The sequence below is a fragment of the Pseudomonas sp. AM8 genome (assembly GCF_036346475.1).
Taxonomy (GTDB): Bacteria; Pseudomonadota; Gammaproteobacteria; order Pseudomonadales; family Pseudomonadaceae; genus Aquipseudomonas; species Aquipseudomonas marginalis.
The window spans coordinates 792871-810605 of record NZ_JAOTNX010000002.1; the positions used below are offsets into that span (position 1 = coordinate 792871).

The window sequence follows — 17735 nt, forward strand, 5'->3', positions numbered from 1 at the left end:
CCTCTTCAATTATCGGTGGTCAGCAACGGACCGCCCGCCACGGTTTGCCCGCCATCGCCCAGGCGCTTGCGGGCAATGCGTTGCTCCACCCAACCGGCCAGGCGGGTCAGGCCGAAACACAGCAGGTAGTAGATGATCGCCAGGATGAAAAACACCTGGAACGGCTTGGTCAGCAGCTGGTTGTTGACCTGGTTGGCGGCGAAGGTCACTTCCTGCACGTTGATCACGTAGCCCAGGGAGGTTTCCTTGATGATCGAGATGAACTGGCTGATCAGGCTCGGCAGCGCGTTATACAGCGCCTGGGGCAGGATCACCCAGACCGTGGTGCGCACATAGCCCAGGCCCAGGGCGCGGGACGCCTCGTACTGCCCGGCCGGCAGCGCCTGGATGCCGCCGCGAATGATTTCGCACAGGTAGGCGCTCTGGTAGATCACCAGGGTGCAGAGCATGGTCATGAAGCCGGTGATGTTATGGCCGATCAGCAACGGCACCAGGAAGTAGGTCCAGAAGATCACCATCAGCAACGGGATGCCACGCAGCACGTAGACCCACACTGTCGCGACCCAGTACAACCCCTTCCACGGCGACACCCGCGCCAAGGCCAGCAGCAGGCCGAACGGGAACGCCAGCAGCAACGCCAGCGCCGCCAGGATCAGGGTACTCGCCAGGCCACCCAGCGGGCCGTGGGGGTATTGGCCGATCAGGAACAGCGTCCAGTTCTGCTGCACGATTGAAAACATATCGAACATCGCGGTCTACCTCGCCAGGGCTTTGCTGAAGTGGCGGGCGAGCAATGCCCCGGCGCCCATCAGCAGCAGTGAAAACACCAGGTAGAACACCGTGGCCACCAGGTACGACTCAAAGGTGCGGAACGTGTAGTTCTCCACTTCGCGGCTGGCGTAGGTCAGCTCCATCACGCCGATCGCCATCGCCAGGCTGGTGTTCTTGAACAGCAGCACGGTGTGGTTGATCAGCGACGGCAGGCAGTTGCGTACGCCCTGGGGCAGGATCACGTAGCGCATCGAACGCACGTAGCCCAGGCCCAGGGCCCTGGACGCTTCGGTCTGCCCGGCGGGAATGGCGCGCAGGCCGCTGCGCATGTCTTCACAGAAATACGCAGCCTGGCACAGGCCCAGGGCGATCACCGAGAACAGGTATTCAGTGTTGTGGTTGGCCAGCCACAGTTGCGTGGACTCGCCAAGCAACGTCGGCACGCCGAAGTACCACAGCATCAGTTGCACCAGGGTCGGCACATTGCGGTGGTACGACACATACCCCGCCACCAGGCGGTCGGCCAGCGTGTTACCGGTCAGGCGCACCGTGACCAGTGTCAGCGCCAGCAGCATCGCCAGCAGCCAGGCGAACAGCGCCAGCTGCAAGGTCATTTCGATGCCCTTGACGATCAGCTCGGCGTACTCGCCTTGCAGAATCGCGGCCAAATCGAAGTCTTGCTTCATGGTCAATCCCTATCGGCATTGGGCTAGGGCAGAAATCAAAATCACCCGGCGTGGCCGTGGCGGGATGCAGCGTTGACGGATCGATCCGTTCTTTTGATGGGGCTCGGATTCAGCCCTGGTAGTCCTGGGGCCGCGCGGTGGAAAGCCCGCCCGGCACCTGCAAGGTCGGGGTGATTTCCATGTGCCCGATGTTGACCGCAATCGGCGCGGCAATCGCGAAGGCGATGGCATTGGCGATGTCCTCAGCCTGGGGCAATTCAAAGCCCTCGACGAAGCGCTTGTAGGTTTCCTCGGAGTCACCGTGCACGTGGGCAAAGATGTCCGTGGCGACCCGGCCAGGGCAGATCTCGGTGACCCGCACGCGCTTGCCGAACGCATCGATGCGCAACTGGCGCGAAAGCATGCTCACGGCGGCCTTGGTCGCGTGGTAGGTGGAGTTGCCGCCAAAGTTGTAGGCCGCCGCGATCGAACTGATGTTGATGATGTGCCCGCAGTCGCGCTCGACCATGCCCGGCAGCGCCAGCCGTGCCAGGTGCAGCACGGCGCGCAGGTTGACGTCGATCAGCAGGTCGATGCCGTCGGCGTCGGCCTTGAGCAGGGAACCGGGTTTGTCGACGCCGGCGTTGTTGACCAGGATGTCGAAGGTGTTTTCGGCGAACAGTCTGGTCAGCCCGGCAAGGTCGGTGACATCGATGGCGTGGGCGATGCAGCCGGTCCTGGCCGCCAGTTCCTGCAACTTGTCGGCACTGCGAGCCAGGGCATGCACCTGCACGCCTTCCTGGCAAAGGCGCTCGACAACGGCGGCGCCGATGCCGGAGGAAGCCCCGGTGACCAGCGCGGTTTTGTAGTCGGAAAATGGCATGGGGTGGTCCTTGTGCTACGGGTTATGGTTCGACTCTATCCAGCCTTCGGGCGCTGGACCAAGACGCAATGGTTGTGTGGCGATAAGGCCTGCTTATGACGCGGCCAGCAGCTGGGAAATCGGCGTGATACGGCCGCCCAGTTGCTCGATTTCGGCGCGAATGGTGCGCGCCAGTTCGACCGCGCCGGGGGTGTCGCCGTGCAGCAGGATCGAATGGGCCGGCACCCGCAGCACCTTGCCGCTGAGGGCGGTCACGGTGCCCTCCTCCAGCAACTGCCGCACCCGGCGCAGCACCGCTGCCGGCGCCTTGATCACCGAACCGTCGACCTTGCGCGGCACCAGCAGGCAATCGTCGTCATAGGCGCGGTCGGCGAGAAACGTGGTGGCGACGCGCAGGCCGCACTTCTCGGCAGCGCCTTCGATGGCGCGGCTGCTGGAGGAGCTGATGATCAGCGTCGGGTCAAACGCCGCCACCGCCCGCACCAACGGTTCCGCCAGCGCCGCATCGGCGGCGGCCATATTGCCCAGGGCGCCGTGGAAGCTCATGTGGGTCATGCGATGGCCGTTGACCGCCGCGATCCCAGCGAGCGCGCCGAGCTGGTAGATCACATGGGTGGCGAGTTCCTTGATCTCGATGTTCATCTGCCGACGGCCAAAGCCCATCAGGTCCGGGAAGCCCACATGCGCGCCCAGGTCGATGCCACCGGCCTTGGCCAGGCGCACCGTGTTGTCCATGATCAGCGGGTCGCCGGCATGGAAACCGCAGGCGACATTGGCCGATGAAATCAGGTGCATCAGCGCTTCATCCTCGCCCATGCGCCACGGGCCGAAGCCTTCGCCCAGGTCAGCGTTCAAATCAATCTTCATGCGGGGTACTCCACTCCGAGGAAGGCTTCGCCGTAGCCGACGGTGGTGCCGCACGGCACACGCACATCGACAACCCGCGCGGCGCGGGGCGCGCGCAAGGGCAACAACAACTCACCCACTTGCAGCAGCGCGACCAGTTGCCCGGCGCTGAGCTGATCGCCCACCGCCACGAACGGTTGATCGAGTTGGGGATGGGTCAGCAGCAAGCGCCCCAGGCCGGTGGTGCGCAGCACCTGGTCTTCAACCACGGCAACGGCAGGCGCCGCAACAGCAGCGGCCGAGGCACCGCGCTTGAGCGCCAGGTGCACACCGGGGCGGCTCATTTCGGCACCGGCCAGGTGGTGCTCCTTGAGCCACAGCGCCAATTGGCGAATTTCCTCAAGGGTCATGCTTTCACTCCTTCGCGGTGCAGTTCCAACAGGCGGCTGACTTCACGCAGATACGCGCGATTGGTTTCCAGGGCCTCGACGGCCTCCAGGTAGCTGCACTCGATAAAGCGCACCTTACCGCCGATGGGCGCCTGGCCCAGGCGCCACAGGTCGGCCTCGATCACACTGCCGAACTTGGGGTAGCCGCCGCTGGGCTGGGCGTCACGCATCTGGATGATGGGCTGGCCGCCGTGGGGCACCTGGATCACCCCCGGCATGATGCCGTGGGAGCGAATTTCCATCGGGGCGATGGGCAGCAGCGGCTGGCCTTCCATGCGGTAGCCGTAGCGATTGCTCTGGGTGGTGATCTTCCATTCACCGGCCCAGAACGCCGCGCGGGAAGTTTCTTGGAAACGCTCGTATTCGGCGGCGGGCAACACGCGCATGGCAGGCACCCCATCGACCTGCAACGGCAGCGCCAGGCTTGGCGCCAACACCCCGACATCCAGCGGCAACGGGCTGATACCGGGACGCAGTGCCCCCAGCCGATCACCCTGTTGCAGGGCGCGGCCGTCGAGGCCGCCGAACTCGCCGCGCAATTGAGTGCTGCGCGAACCCAGCACCGACGGCACATCCACCCCGCCCGCCAAACACAGGTAGGCACGGCTGCCTGACGTCGGATAGCCCAGGCTCAAGACCTGGCCTTCACGGCCCTGGCACACCCAGTTCGGTGGCAAGGACTGGCCGTCCAGGGTGGCGTCGCAAGCGGCGCCGGTCACCGTAAAGGCACAGTCCTGCAACAGCCGCACGTCGAACGGGAACAGCGGTATTTCAATCGCGGCGGCGTCTTCGGGATTGCCCAGCAACAGGTTGCCCAGGTCCAGGGCCAGCTGGTCCATGGCGCCCGACGTGCCCACGCCGTAACCCAGGCTGCCGAAGCGACCGAAGTCCTGCACGGTGGCCAGGGCGGTGGCCGATAGAATCTCGATCATCGAATGATCCTCTCGATGCGCAAGCGCAGGAAATCACCCGGCCGCAAGATCGCGGGCGGGGTTTGGGCGGGGTCGAAAAACGCCATTTCAGTACGTCCGATGGTGTTCCAGCCGCTGGGGCCAGCCGAGGCGGACACCCCGGTCTGCACCCCGCCGATGGACACCGAGCCCGCGCCGATATTCAGCACCGGCACCTGGCGCCGTGGCGTGGCCAGGCGTGGGTCCATGCCGCCGAGGTAGCAATAACCGGGGTGGCTGCCCAGGGCATACACCGGGTACAGCGGTTCGCAGTGCAGGTTGGCAATGGTCTCGATATCCAGTCCGGTGTGGGCAATCACGTCCGCCATGTGCGGACCGAACTCACCGCCGTACACCACCGGCAATTCGACGATGCGCCCTTCCAGGGGCAGCGGCTGGCTCTGTTCCCAGGCCTCCAGCAGGCGCTGGCACAGGCCGTTCAGTTCACGCGGCGGCGTGAGGAAGGTGAGCATCAGGTTGTTCATACCGGGCACGGCTTCGTGGATCTCGGGCCATTCGCCGGCTTGCAGGGCCAGGCGCCAGATACGCTGCTGCGGGGCCAGGTCCAGTTCGCCCGGCGCCTCGAACAGCAAGGCGCTGGAGCCCAGCAGGCTGATGACAGGGGCGGTGTTCATGTCGGACTCCTTTGCTGCAACCAGCGCTCCAGGTGATGAATATCGACGCCGGCGGCGCAGAACGCCGGGTCATCCAGAATCTCGCGGTGCAACGAAATGTTGGTGCTGATGCCGTCCACAATCATCTCGCTCAGGGCCAGGCGCATGCGTGCCATGGCTTCTTCACGCGTGGCGCCGTGGGTGATGACCTTGGCCACCATCGAGTCGTAGTACGGCGGCACGCGGTAGCCGGTGGTGACATGGGAGTCGACCCGCACACCAAAGCCGCCGGGCACTTCCCAACGCTGGATCAGGCCGGGGGTCGGCATAAAGGTCAGCGGGTCCTCGGCGTTGATGCGGCACTCCAGGGAGTGGCCGTTCAGCTGCACGTCTTCCTGGCGCACGCTCAGCACTTCACCGCGGGCCATGCGCAGTTGCTGCTGGACGATGTCGATGCCGGTGGTCATCTCGGTAACCGGGTGCTCCACTTGCAGGCGCGTGTTCATCTCGATGAAGAAGAACTCGCCGTCCTCATACAGAAACTCGAAAGTGCCCACGCCGCGATAGCCGATGCGGCGGCAGGCCTCGGCGCAGCGTTCGCCGACCGTGGCGATCAGTGCGGGATCGATGCCCGGCGCCGGCGCTTCTTCCAGGACTTTCTGGTGGCGGCGTTGCAGGGAACAGTCGCGGCAGCCGAGCCAGATCGCATGGCCATGGGCATCGCACAACACCTGGATTTCCACGTGCCGGGGGTGGCCGAGGAATTTCTCGATATAGAGCTCAGGGTTGCCGAACGCCAACCGCGCTTCTTCGCGGGTGAGGCCGATGGCAGCGAGCAAGTCGCCCTCTGCCTGTACCACGCGCATGCCGCGACCGCCGCCGCCACCGGCGGCCTTGACGATCACCGGGTAACCGATTTCGGCGGCGATGGCGAGGATGCTCGCATCGTCGCTCGGCATGCTCGAATCCGGCCCCGGCACGCACGGCACACCGGCTTCACGCATGGCGCGCTTGGCTGCCACCTTGTCGCCCATGGTGCGAATGCATGCGGCGCTCGGCCCGATAAAGGTCAACCCGGCCGCTTCGATGCGCTCGGCAAACCCGGCGTTTTCCGACAGGAACCCGTAACCGGGGTGGATCGCCTGGGCGCCACTGACCTTGGCGGCAAACAGCAGCGCGGTCTGGTTGAGGTAGCTCAGCCCCGGTGCGGCCGGGCCGATGCACAGCGACTCATCGGCGTTTTGCACATACTGCGCATGGCGGTCCGCTTCGGAGTGCACCGCCACGGTTTTGATCCCCAGGCCATGGCAGGCACGCTGAATGCGCAGGGCGATTTCGCCACGGTTGGCGATCAGCACTTTGTCGAACATTGAATTCACCTGAATAACGAATACGCGTGGGGGTCAATCGAGCCGGAACAAGGCTTGGCCCGCTTCGACTTCGACGCCGGCCTGGGCAAGAATCTCAACCAACTTGCCGGCAACCTTGGCCTTGACCGGGTGGAACATCTTCATCGCCTCGATCACCGCCACCGTCTGGCCGGCCTCGATGGCTTGGCCCACGGTGACAAACGGCGCCTCACCGACGGCGGGCGTCAGGTGCAAGACGCCATAGAGGCTGGCCTTGATCTCCACGGCGGCGCTGGCCACGGCGGTGGCGGGTGTTGGAGCTGAAGTCACGGTCGGTGCGGCGCTGGTGATCACCTGACCTGCCTGCTTGAACAGCCGCAGCGTGCTGTCGCCTTCGGTCAGGCTCAGTTCCAGCAGATCGGATTCGGCCAGCAAATCCATCAACCCCTTGATACGTGCTGAATCCATGTATGGCCCCTGCCTGTCGAGCGTGTCTTGAGTGGATGGGCCCAATCTACCGAGCCCCTCGAAAAGCGGCCAAGACGCTTTGGCTTTGGGGTGATAAGCCGACCTTATGACCGCTCAAATCAGGCTGCCACGCATCTTCGCCACCAGCTCCAGCAGGATCGCCTTGACCGCCTGGGCCGGCACCGACAACGGCAAATGCCCCGACAGGCACAGCGCCAGCGGCGCCTCCACCTCGGGTTCGACGATGCGGCACATGTGCACCGAAGTGGCCGCCACCATCACCCGCGCCGACGACTCCGGCAGGATGGTCGAGCCGAAATGGTCGGCCACGGCGGCGGTCAGCGTGGTCGAGGATTCAATTTCGGCCACCACCCGCGCACTCAGGCCAATGCGCAGGAAGGCTTCGTCCACCAGCCGGCGCATGACGTTGTAGGGACGCGGCAGCAGCATGTCCATGTCGGCCAGTTCGGCCAGGGGCACTTCTTCACGCGTGGCAATCGCCGGGTCGGCACTCACCAGGTACAGCGGCTCGCGCAACAGCGAGACAAAACTCAGGCCATGCACCTCGCGCCCGCCATACAGCACGGCCATGTCCATGCGGCCGTTCATGATCAGCTCGCTCAAGGTGGTACCGAAGTTTTCATTGAGGTACAGCAGGATGCCAGGGTGGCGCTCACGCACGGTGCGCAGCAGCGGCAATGACAACGCCGACGCCGCAGTGCCCGGCGCCAGCCCCACCGACACCTGCCCGGACAACGCCTGGCCGGTGGCATTGATATCGCTCTGGGCCTGCTCGCACTGACGCAAAATAATCTGCGCATGGGCATACAACACCTTGCCCGCCTCAGTCGGCGTGACGCCGCGCTTGGTGCGAATCAACAGCTGCTGTTGCAGCTCGGCTTCCAGGGTTGCCAGTTGTTGGCTCAACGCCGGTTGCGCCACATGCAGTACATCGGCGGCCTGGGTCATGCTGCCGATGTCGACCAGTTTCACGAAATACTTCAGGCGGCGCAGGTTCAAAATGGCGATGCTCATGTAATGGACAAGTGATGCCTTAAATGTGGGAGGGGGCTTGCTCCCGATGAGGCAGTGTCAGTTGATGCATCTGTGACTGACATACTGCTATCGGGAGCAAGCCCCCTCCCACATTTGGTTTTGCGTACACCTGGCAGGTTTGCAAAAGACAGGCCATCCGTATAACCAGCCATAAGGCTTTGCTATGGCTGTCCCTGATCTCCGATCCAAAGCACCCGCCCGGAGCAGCCAGGACTGGAGGCACCACAACAGTGCAACCCCAGCCATAAGCACTGCCTATCAAACCAGAACGAACTCATCTTATGGCGCCCTTCCCCGCGCCTCGTACTGTGGCCCCTGTCAACGCCATCAACGAGGAACGCCTGTGACTGCCTCCCGCATCGCCGCCCGTGTGCAACGCATCAAACCATCGCCCAGCAGCGCCGCGTCCGACCGCGCCAACGAGCTGCGTCGCCAGGGCCAGTCCATCATCAACCTGGTGGTGGGCGAGCCGGATTTCGATACGCCACCTAACATTCGCCAGGCCGCCAGTGCCGCCATCGAGCGCGGTGAAACCCGCTACACCCAGAACGCCGGTACCCCGGAGCTGCGCCAGGCCATCGTCGACAAGCTGGCACGGGAAAACGCCCTGATCTACACCGCCCAGCAAGTGCTGGTGACCAGCGGCGCCAAAAGTGCGATCTTCAACGCCTTCGCCGCCACCCTCGGCGCCGGCGATGAGGTGCTGATCCCGGCGCCATACTGGGTGTCGTACCCGGACATGGTGCTGGCCTGCGAAGGCGAGCCCGTGACCCTCGCCTGCCCTGAACACAACGGCTTCAAGCTGACCCCAGGCCAGCTGCGCGCGGCGATCACCCCGCGTACCCGCTGGCTGCTGCTCAACTCCCCCAGCAACCCCACCGGCGCCAGCTACAGCCACAGCGAATTGCGCGCCCTGGCCGATGTGCTGCTGGACTATCCGCATGTGCTGCTGATGACCGATGACATCTACGAGCACATCCGTTTCGACGGCCTGGACAACCCGCATATCCTCGCCATCGAGCCGGCCTTGAGCGAGCGCAGCCTGGTGGTCAACGGCGTGTCCAAGACCTACGCCATGACCGGCTGGCGCATCGGTTACGCCGCAGGCCCCGCCGACCTGATCGGCGCCATGGCCACCCTGCAATCGCAGTCCACCAGCAATGCCTGCTCGATCAGCCAGGCGGCGGCGGTGGAAGCGCTCAACGGCGACCAGAGCTTCGTCAAGCAAAGCGTGTTGGTCTACCAGCAACGCCGCGACCGCTGCCTGGAGCTGCTCAATGCCATTCCCGGCCTCAGTTGCCGCAAGCCCGATGGTGCGTTCTACCTGTATGTGAATTGCGCTGGCCTGCTGGGTAAAACCACGCCCGAGGACAAGGTGCTGCACACCGACAGCGACGTCGTGATGTACCTGCTGGAAAGCCAGGGCGTGGCGGTGGTAGCCGGCACGGCGTATGGCCTGGCGCCGTTTTTCCGTATGTCGATCGCCACCGCGATCGCTACTCTCGACCAGGGCTGTGCACGCATCGCCACCGCCGTCACCGCGTTGCGCTGAGGGCCGACCATGACCGTGGCAGCCCACCCGCCCTTGAGTTTCCAGCAAGCCTTGCTGGCCATGCTCGGCATCTCCCTGGTGCTGATGCTCTCGGCACTCGACCAGACGGTGATCGGCAACGCCTTGCCAAGCATCGTCGCCGAACTCGATGGCTTTGAACTCTACGCGTGGGCGGCCACCGGTTACCTGTTGGCGTCCATCGTCACCATTCCGATTTTCGGGAGGCTGGGGGATTACTACGGGCGCAAGCCGTTCGTGCTCGCCGCCACGTTGATTTTCACCCTGGCCTCCCTGGCCTGCGCCGTGGCCGATGACATGCGGGTGCTGGTGATCGGCCGCGCCTTGCAAGGCGTGGGCGGCGGCATGCTGATCGGCACCGCGTTCGCCTGCATTCCCGAACTGTTTCCCGATACCCGTCAACGCCTGCGCTGGCAAATGCTCTTGAGTGCGCTGTTCAGCGTGGTCAATGCCATCGGCCCGGGCCTGGGGGGTTACCTGACCGGCGCCTTTGGCTGGCGCTCGGTGTTCTACCTCAACCTGCCCCTGGGGTGCCTGGCGCTGTTGATCGCCTGGCGCTTCCTGCCCTGGTACCGCCCGCAGCAGCGCAGCGGCATTCGCCTGGACTGGCCCGGCGCGCTGCTGATCGCCACAGCCCTGGGCAGCCTGCAATTGTTTGTGGAATGGCTGGGGCATTCGAGCCTGGCGTTGAGCGCCGCCCTGGGCCTGGGCTGTATTGCCGCGATCATCGCGCTGTGGCACTGGGAGCGGCGTTGCCCGCATGCGCTGTTGCCGGCGGCGTTATTCAGCTTGCCGAGCCTGCGATTGTTGTTCGTGCTGTCGGTGGCGGCCGGCGCGATCATGTTTTCGCTGTTGTTCTACCTGCCGCTGTTGCTGCAAGGCGCCTACGGCTACTCGCCCCAGGACGCCGGCCTGCTGATCACGCCGCTGGCGTTGAGCATCACCTTGGGGGCCATCGTCAACAGCCGCATCGTGACCCGTTTGCGCAACCCCAACCATTTGCCGCTGGCGGGCTTTGTCGCGCTGCTGCTGGCGTGCCTGGGCCTGGCGGTGGTCGGGCGCGGGGCCGCGTTCAACCTGTTGCTCGGTTTGATCCTGCTGGCCGGCCTGGGGCTGGGATTTATCCTGCTCAACCTCACGGTCTTCACCCAGACCCTGGCCGAACGGCAGTTCCTGGGGATTGCCACGGCACTGACCCAGTCCCTGCGCCTGGTCGGCGGGCTGCTCGGCACCGCGGGCATGGGGGTGCTGGTCAACCTGCTGTACAGCGCCAATGTGCAGCGGGTGTTTCTCGCCGCGAATCACGCCGAGGGCATTGCCGTGTACGCCGATCCGCAAACGCTGTTGCATGCCAGCCTCGACGCCTCGCCGTGGCTGAACCTGGCCCGGGATGCCCTGGCTCAGTCCGTTGGCGTAGGCCTGTTGCTGTGCGCCGGGATCGGCGTGCTGGCGCTGTTCATCCTGTACCGCTTGCCGCCGGTGCGACTGCATGTCGTGCCGGCCACCGTCGCTCCTGAAAAACCTGCTCCTGAAAACAAATAGAAAACCTTCACTGCCGCTTTTGACTGCCCTCAAAAAAACCAAACACACATGGGGATGACACCGATGGAGCTTTTCAATCGCGCACCGACAGTACTCGCCGGCCTTTGTGGCCTGCTGATCGCCCAACAGGGCTACGCCGCCGGCCTGGTGGAAGACAGCAAGCTCAACGTGCTGGCCCGCAACTTCTTCAGTAACGCCGACAACCGCAGCGGCGCGGCCGACCCCAACTACACCCAGGAATGGGGCCAGGGCTTTATCGCCAACTTCGAGTCGGGTTTCACCCAGGGCACGGTGGGCTTCGGCATCGACGCCATCGGTATGTTCGGTGTGCGCCTGGACTCCGGCAAGGGCCGTCACTACAACCCGCAAAGCACCGCATTCAACGGCAACGTGTTCCCCACCGATCACGATGGTCGCGCGGTGGACGAGTTCGGCAGCCTGGGCCTGACCGCCAAGGCACGCTTTGCCCGGACCGAGCTGAAATACGGGACCCTGGTGCCGATGCTGCCGGTGGTGATGTCCACCGACCGCATGCTGCAACAGACCTTCAACGGCGGACAGGTGCAGTCCAAGGACCTGGACCATTTCACCTTCACCCTCGGCCAGTTGGAACACGTGAAAGGCCGTGGTTCGAGCAACCAGATGGGCATGTCGATCCCGGGCGCCAACAACGCGGTCAGCGGTGAGTTCGTCAACAAGTTCTACTACGGCGGGGTCGACTACAAACCCACCAAAGACCTGACATTGCAGTACTACTACGGCAACCTGCAGGACTTCTATAAGCAGAACTTCCTGGGCCTCAAGTACGACTGGCAGATCGGCCCGGGCACCCTGCGCACCGACCTGCGCCACTTCGACAACCGCTCCGACGGTGCCAACGGCAACGACCCGGCGTTCTACACCTTCGGCTACTACGGCGACGGCGTGACCAAGGGCAAGGTCGACAGCCGCCTGAGCAGCGCCCTGTTCAGCTACCTGGTCAACGGCCATACGATTGCCGCCGGCCTGCAACAGGTCAGCGGCGACAGCGATGCGGTGTGGCTGAACCAGGGTGACGGTTCCACGGCCTACTTCATGACCGAGTCGATGATCGGCAAATTCCAGCGCGCCGGGGAAACCACCTGGCAGGTGCGTTACGGCTATGACTTCGCCACGGTCGGCGTGCCAGGCCTGAGCTTTATGGGCATGTACGAAAGTGGCTCGAACATCCGCACGCCAACGGGTGACAAGAGCGAGTGGGAACGCAACCTGACCGTGAGCTATGTGTTCCAGCAAGGCCCGCTGAAGAACCTGAGCATCGCCTTGCGCCATGCCTCATTGCGCACCGAAGTGACCACCCAGCGTGACAGCGATGAGCATCGGGTGATCATCAGTTACCCGTTGAGCATCTTGTAAGCCGATCAAATGTGGGAGGGGGCCTGCCCCCTCCCACAGTTTGACTGGCGTTATGGCTGGCTGATGTGTTCCAGGGTGTAGCGCAGCGATGCCGGCAACATCGAGCTGGCGATGAGGCCGATGCTAGATGATAAGTTTCACAATCACGTCAATTTCGCATCCGGCAAAAGTTTCGCAATGTGGTGAATCCACGCCGGATTAGGCTAAGGTGCCGCCCACGCGCCCTTTCCCTGCGAGACCTCTGCATGCGACCCCTGATCTTCGCCAGCCTGTGCCTGCTGGCAGGCTGCCAACAAACGCCGCCGGCCAACGACCAGCTCGACGCCGTACTCTGGACCCAGACCTCCATCGAACACGAGTTGATCTATCGCCAGGTCTTCGCCCATGCCACCCGCCAGCTCGACGTGGCGCTGGCCGATCCCAGCTGGGACGCGCTGCCCTTCCCGCCCCGCAACCTGAGCGGCCTGCCGCCGGCGGTGGTGGTGGATATTGACGAAACCCTGCTGGACAACGTGCCGCTCAATGCCCGCGACGTCATCAATAACCAAGTGTATGGCTACGACCGCTGGAACACCTGGGTCGACCAGGCCAAGGCCCAGGCCCTCCCCGGTGCCGTGGCGTTCCTGCAAGCGGCGCAACAAAAAGGCATCACGGTTTACTACCTGACCAACCGCGAGCACAGCCAGGTCGCGGCCACGGTGGCCAACCTGCGCCTGCGCGGTTTTCCGGTGGAGAGCCATCAACAGGTGCTCGCCGCCAGCACGCCTACCGGGCACTGCGAAAGCGCCGGCTACGGCAAGAACTGCCGCCGCCAATGGGTCGCCAGCCAGGCTCGCGTGCTATTGATGGCCGGTGATTCCCTGGGGGATTTCGTCCAGGCCGAACGCAACACCCTCGAGGCCCAGCGCAAGGCCGTCGAACCCTATGTGAACTGGCTCGGGCAGCGCTGGTTTTTGCTGCCCAACCCGACTTACGGCAACTGGTACAGCGCGCCCTATGGGGACGATGAAAAGCTGCCGTTCGCGCAGAAACGCCAGCTCAAGCAGCAGGCGTTGCAGTTGCAGGAGTAACGCCGGCCTAGTGCAAGCGCCCGCCCAATGGGTACTCGACCGCCAGGCGGATCTGGTTGGCATCCAGCTCCGCCTGGGCCGCATTGCCCCGGTGCACGGCATGGCGCAGGGTAAAGGCGAGATTTTTCGCGGCCCCGGACTGCACCACGTAGCGTGCTTGCAGGTCGCGTTCCCAGTGTTTGCCCCCATCACCGTAGCCGAGCCATTGGTAGCCACCGCCAGGATCCATGTGGCGGCCGTCGATGCCACTGCCGCGGACATACAACGCCGCCAGGCTCAGGCCGGGCATGCCATGGGCCGCCAGGTCCAGGTCATAGCGCGCCTGCCACGAGGCCTCCCGTGGGGCGTTGAAGTCGGACAACGCCACGGCGTTGCTCAGGTAAATCGCCCCGCGCGTCACGTAGTCGAACGGCGTGTCGCCACTGACTTTCTGATACCCCACGCCCACACTGTGGGCACCGAACCGATAGGTCGAGAGCAGGCTCCATGTGGTGTTATCGATGCGCCCCGACAACGCCTTGCCAGTGTCCTGGGTGCGATACAGGTTCAGGTCAACGGTCAGTGCCTGGCCGGGAAACAGCGGCCGGGTGTAGACCGCCCCCAGGTAATGCTGGCGCCAGGTGTCTTCATAGACAGCACTGAACACGCTGGCGCTCAGCCCCTTGATTGCCGTATTGCGCACGCCCACCAAGTCAAAGCGGTCGCCTTGCCTGCCGTTGGAATAGTTGACGACAAACCCTCGGTCATGGCTGCTGGCGTTGCGGTCGGTGCTCTCATTGAAGTGCCCCGCGAACAGGGTGGTGGCCGGCAACTCGCGGCTGGTCAACCACCATCCCGTCGCGGTTTCGGGCAGCAAGCGGCTGTCGGACGAGGCAAACACCGGGGTTTTCACCCGCTGCTCGCCGTAGCGCAATTCGGTGGAGGAAACGCGTAGTTTGGCAACTGCGCCACCGCGGCTGAACTGCTCCTTGGGGTGGCCGTCATTGTCCACCGCCAATAGCCGTGCCTTCCCGGTGCGCCCACCGCCACTGTCCAGTTGCCAGGCGGAATAAACGTGCGCATCCAGGCCAAAACCCAGGGTACCGGTGGTGAAACCCGAGGCGTAGTCAGCCATCAGGCCATAGGCCCATTCTTCCGCCAGGTCGCTGCGCTGGGATCGCGGTTTGTAGGCGTTGCGTGCGCCGTTGCTGAGGGCGCCATGCTGGTAGTCGCGGCGGTCGTAGACACTGCGGTTGAGCAGGTTCCACTGGCTGTCCTCGATAAAGCCTTTGGCGGTGTCTTGTTCGGCGGCGAAGGCGAGCAGGCTCTGCCCTCCCAATGCCAATAGCAGGGTGCGGGTCGATAGCATCTTCACGGTTTGACTCCAGAACGTGTCAGGCAAAGGTGTTCCGCAGGACGCAGAACACCGTTGGTTCCGTCAGAGGTATTTGAGAATCGCGATGTCGCGACGACGCTGTTTGAGGTCGGCGAACCAGCGTGTCGGGAAGAACAGCAACACCCCGAGTATCACGCTCCACAACCACACCATCGGCAGGTCGTCAAAACCGTAGTAGGTGCCTTGGTTGGCGCCCCAGATCGCCAGCGCGACCAGGTACATGGCCTTGAGCACGTACAGGTGCAGCAAGTAGAAAAACATCGGCGCCCCACCGTAGATCGCCAGGGTCGCAGTGGCCCAGCGGGCCTGCCACTTCTCGAACAGCGCCAACAGCAGCAGCGACAGGCCCAGGGTGGGCATCAGGAACATCAGCGACGGCGGGTATTTCTTCGCGCTCATGAAGCTCATGAAGGTGCGCAGCGCATCACCGGTCTGCACCCAGGGTTTCTCGCCATACACATTGAGGTAGCGGATAAACACGAACGCGACCAGCAAGCCTGCACCCAGCTTGACCAGGCGCGAGATACGCTCCGCCGACGGCATTGCCTTGCCAAACCACGGGCCGATGCCCCAGCCCAGCAGGATCACACCGATCCACGGCAATATCGGATACGTCGTGCGGGCGCGGGTGAATTCGGTAATGTCGATAAACACCCGCTGATGCAGGATCGACCAGGGCACGAAGAACGGCGACTCCGGCCCGACGCTCACGCCGTCGAGCAGGTTATGCCCGGCGACAATCGCCACCCCCAGCACGATCAGCCAGGCGCGCTTGAAGTGCAGCAAACCGGCGAGCACGATCATGCACAGGCCGATACACCAGATCACTTGCAGCCACAACGTCTTGGGTGGGAATTCGGCATTCCAGGCAAAGCACACGAAGGTGATTTCCAGGAACACCAGGAACAGCCCGCGCTTGAGCAAAAACACCGAGGTTTCGCGGGCGCTGTGTTTCTGGCTGTAGAGCCAGGCCGACAAGCCCGTCAGGAAGATAAACGCCGGGGCGCAGATCTCGCTGAGCATACGGGTGAAATACAGGTCCGGGGTGACACTCAAGGCGTCGATCGGGTCGGTGACCTGCCGGTGCAGCAAGAAGGTTTCGCGCACATGGTCGATGAGCATCAACAGCATCACAAAACCACGCAGCGCATCGATAGCCAGCATGCGCGTGGCCGCCGTGACGTTCGTGCGGGCAAGCGTCGGCGCAACAGTGCCCGCCTGACCGGCCAATCCTGAAGAAAGGGTCATATCAATCACTCATGAAGGAGGCAATGAATCAGGCTGACTTTTTCAGCCTGGCGACTTCCGATGCCGGCAGTTGCGACGGCGCGCGAGGTAACGCCGCCTGGCCTTGCTGGCGGTGGAACGACAACGTCGAACTGAAGCGTTTGACGTCAAACCGCTCGGGCTTGCCCGCCGGATCAAGACGCTCCCCAGGGCTGTTGTCCTGGTACTCGACGGCCACCACGTAAGTGCCCTGCCAGGGCAGCTCGAAGCTGACGTTGCCGGCGGCATCGCTGCGCTGCTTGAAGACTTCACCGGAGGCGGTTTCCAGCACGACCTCCTGGCCCGTCAGCGGCTTGCCCGCGTAGAACACCCGGAACTGCGCACGGCCCGCCTCGGCAACGCCGGTGGGGACGATATCCAGGGTCAGCTCCGGGCTACGGGCCCGCAGGTCACCGACCCAACGCGTGGCCGGGGTCCAGGCGGCTTTCAAGGTCTTGGCGCCTTCATGCACATCGAACATCGGATAGTGCAGGTCTTGCGCCAGCAGCGAATCCTCTTGCCCGGGCTGCTCCGCCAGCAGGAACGCCTGGCGCTGCAGGCTCAGCTGCAGCGGTGCCGACCGGTCGGCCATCGACCAGGCCCGCAGCTGCCTGAACCGGTCCATGCCCCCCGGGGTCACCTCCAGAACATTCTTGTCATACTCCCCGTAGTACAAGGCCAATGGCTGGCCGGGAAGTTGTTCGTACCAAATCTGATGCGCCTCGCTGGCGGTCGCCAGCATGAACGCCCCATAACCCAACAGTGCTTTTGCGTTGCTCATTCGCATTTTTTTCGCTCCGATTGGTGGTGTTCAACCCAAGGCTGTCGCGGCTGGAAAACACCGCACAACCCTGCGCTCCCTCACTCTGCGAGCATTACAGCGCAGGCCCTTTTGCGTTTTTCGCCGAATTGCACCCACGGATCGGTGCAGACCACTGTTTAAGGGCCCGAAAAAGTGTTTTATGCGGGTTGCGTCGAGATGAGGCGTTTAGCCAAGACTACGAGTGAGCGTGTCCAATTGAGGTGCAAAAGCAGTGAGCTTTGATCGTTCCCACGCCCTGCGCAAAGCTGTGTACCTGATGTACCGAGGTGCCTGCATCGCAGGCAAGCCAGCTCCCACATTTGAACCGGTTCACCCCATAAAGCGGGGTCAGCTGAAAGACCGCCGTCGGGGCATAGCTATCTAACAACGTCGTAGCCGCCAACAGTAACCACGATGCGAAGCGAGCCGCCCTTGATCTTGCTTTTGATCTTGATCTTGATCTCAGGCGCCCCGTTAAACCACGCTGGCCGGAATTCGACAGTGATTTGGGGGGTAAACCGGCAGGGATGCCGGTTTAGCCGCCCCGCACCATGGATGGCGCGTGGCGGCGGCCCCCCAAATCACTGTCGGATTACGGGCACACCGAGCCTGGGCGAGGTGCCGAGTGGTGGGGCGAAGCGTTTTGCTTACTTTTGCGCTGTTC

General features: G+C 63.7%; 17 protein-coding genes. 4 read left to right on the top strand and 13 right to left on the bottom strand.

Annotated features, from left to right (window positions below; all coding sequences use genetic code 11):
* Nucleotides 1–5 precede the first annotated feature (5 nt).
* The 10 genes from V3W40_RS08715 to nac form a co-directional block, all read right to left on the bottom strand.
* Entirely contained in the window at nt 6–749 is a 744-nt protein-coding gene (locus V3W40_RS08715) for an amino acid ABC transporter permease (protein WP_053138766.1), read from the bottom strand.
* Between the two features lie 6 nt (nt 750–755).
* The gene (locus V3W40_RS08720) at nt 756–1457 is read right to left on the bottom strand and encodes an amino acid ABC transporter permease (protein ID WP_027608104.1); all 702 of its coding nucleotides are present in this window, start codon (nt 1455–1457) and stop codon (nt 756–758) included.
* A gap of 109 nt (nt 1458–1566) precedes the next feature.
* The gene (locus V3W40_RS08725; protein WP_101271977.1) at nt 1567–2319 is read right to left on the bottom strand and encodes an SDR family oxidoreductase; all 753 of its coding nucleotides are present in this window, start codon (nt 2317–2319) and stop codon (nt 1567–1569) included.
* A gap of 93 nt (nt 2320–2412) precedes the next feature.
* Complete coding sequence (locus V3W40_RS08730) at nt 2413–3186, bottom strand: LamB/YcsF family protein (protein ID WP_330214852.1); 774 nt, start codon at nt 3184–3186, stop codon at nt 2413–2415.
* Nucleotides 3183–3575, bottom strand: coding sequence for a hypothetical protein (locus V3W40_RS08735; protein ID WP_315872204.1), 393 nt, complete (start codon nt 3573–3575; stop codon nt 3183–3185). The genes V3W40_RS08730 and V3W40_RS08735 overlap by 4 nt, the downstream gene beginning before the upstream one ends.
* A complete protein-coding gene (locus V3W40_RS08740; protein ID WP_315872205.1) occupies nt 3572–4546 on the bottom strand; it encodes a biotin-dependent carboxyltransferase family protein in 975 nt (324 codons plus the stop codon). Before V3W40_RS08740 ends, V3W40_RS08735 begins: the two co-directional genes overlap by 4 nt.
* Nucleotides 4543–5199, bottom strand: coding sequence for a 5-oxoprolinase subunit PxpB (gene pxpB / locus V3W40_RS08745; RefSeq protein WP_315872206.1), 657 nt, complete (start codon nt 5197–5199; stop codon nt 4543–4545). The genes V3W40_RS08740 and pxpB overlap by 4 nt, the downstream gene beginning before the upstream one ends.
* Nucleotides 5196–6548: an acetyl-CoA carboxylase biotin carboxylase subunit gene (accC, locus tag V3W40_RS08750; protein ID WP_315872207.1), complete on the bottom strand. Its 1353-nt coding sequence runs from the start codon at nt 6546–6548 to the stop codon at nt 5196–5198. Before accC ends, pxpB begins: the two co-directional genes overlap by 4 nt.
* A 33-nt stretch (nt 6549–6581) precedes the next feature.
* On the bottom strand, nt 6582–6995 hold the full coding sequence (locus V3W40_RS08755) for an acetyl-CoA carboxylase biotin carboxyl carrier protein (RefSeq protein WP_315872208.1): 414 nt from the start codon (nt 6993–6995) through the stop codon (nt 6582–6584).
* A 114-nt stretch (nt 6996–7109) separates the two neighbouring features.
* Nucleotides 7110–8015 (bottom strand): nitrogen assimilation transcriptional regulator NAC, encoded by a 906-nt coding sequence (nac, locus tag V3W40_RS08760; RefSeq protein ID WP_150675591.1) that lies wholly within the window; start codon nt 8013–8015, stop codon nt 7110–7112.
* A gap of 379 nt (nt 8016–8394) precedes the next feature.
* On the opposite strand from nac, the gene V3W40_RS08765 reads away from it, so the two are divergent.
* The 4 genes from V3W40_RS08765 (at nt 8395) to V3W40_RS08780 (ending at nt 13628) form a co-directional block, all read left to right on the top strand.
* The gene (locus tag V3W40_RS08765; protein WP_330214853.1) at nt 8395–9603 is read left to right on the top strand and encodes an aspartate transaminase; all 1209 of its coding nucleotides are present in this window, start codon (nt 8395–8397) and stop codon (nt 9601–9603) included.
* Between the two features lie 9 nt (nt 9604–9612).
* Complete coding sequence (locus V3W40_RS08770) at nt 9613–11163, top strand: MFS transporter (protein WP_330214854.1); 1551 nt, start codon at nt 9613–9615, stop codon at nt 11161–11163.
* Between the two features lie 63 nt (nt 11164–11226).
* Nucleotides 11227–12558 (top strand): OprD family porin, encoded by a 1332-nt coding sequence (locus tag V3W40_RS08775; RefSeq protein ID WP_315872211.1) that lies wholly within the window; start codon nt 11227–11229, stop codon nt 12556–12558.
* A gap of 245 nt (nt 12559–12803) precedes the next feature.
* Nucleotides 12804–13628: a 5'-nucleotidase, lipoprotein e(P4) family gene (locus V3W40_RS08780; RefSeq protein ID WP_315872212.1), complete on the top strand. Its 825-nt coding sequence runs from the start codon at nt 12804–12806 to the stop codon at nt 13626–13628.
* 7 nt (nt 13629–13635) lie between these two features.
* Here V3W40_RS08780 and V3W40_RS08785 read toward each other — a convergent pair whose 3' ends face one another.
* From V3W40_RS08785 to V3W40_RS08795, 3 genes are all read right to left on the bottom strand, one after another.
* The gene (locus V3W40_RS08785) at nt 13636–14976 is read right to left on the bottom strand and encodes an OprD family porin (RefSeq protein ID WP_442962836.1); all 1341 of its coding nucleotides are present in this window, start codon (nt 14974–14976) and stop codon (nt 13636–13638) included.
* Nucleotides 14977–15045: 69 nt separating this feature from the next.
* Nucleotides 15046–16251 (bottom strand): DUF1624 domain-containing protein, encoded by a 1206-nt coding sequence (locus V3W40_RS08790; RefSeq protein ID WP_065926969.1) that lies wholly within the window; start codon nt 16249–16251, stop codon nt 15046–15048.
* Nucleotides 16252–16279: 28 nt separating this feature from the next.
* Nucleotides 16280–17050: a DUF4198 domain-containing protein gene (locus V3W40_RS08795; RefSeq protein ID WP_242001079.1), complete on the bottom strand. Its 771-nt coding sequence runs from the start codon at nt 17048–17050 to the stop codon at nt 16280–16282.
* Nucleotides 17051–17735 lie beyond the last annotated feature (685 nt).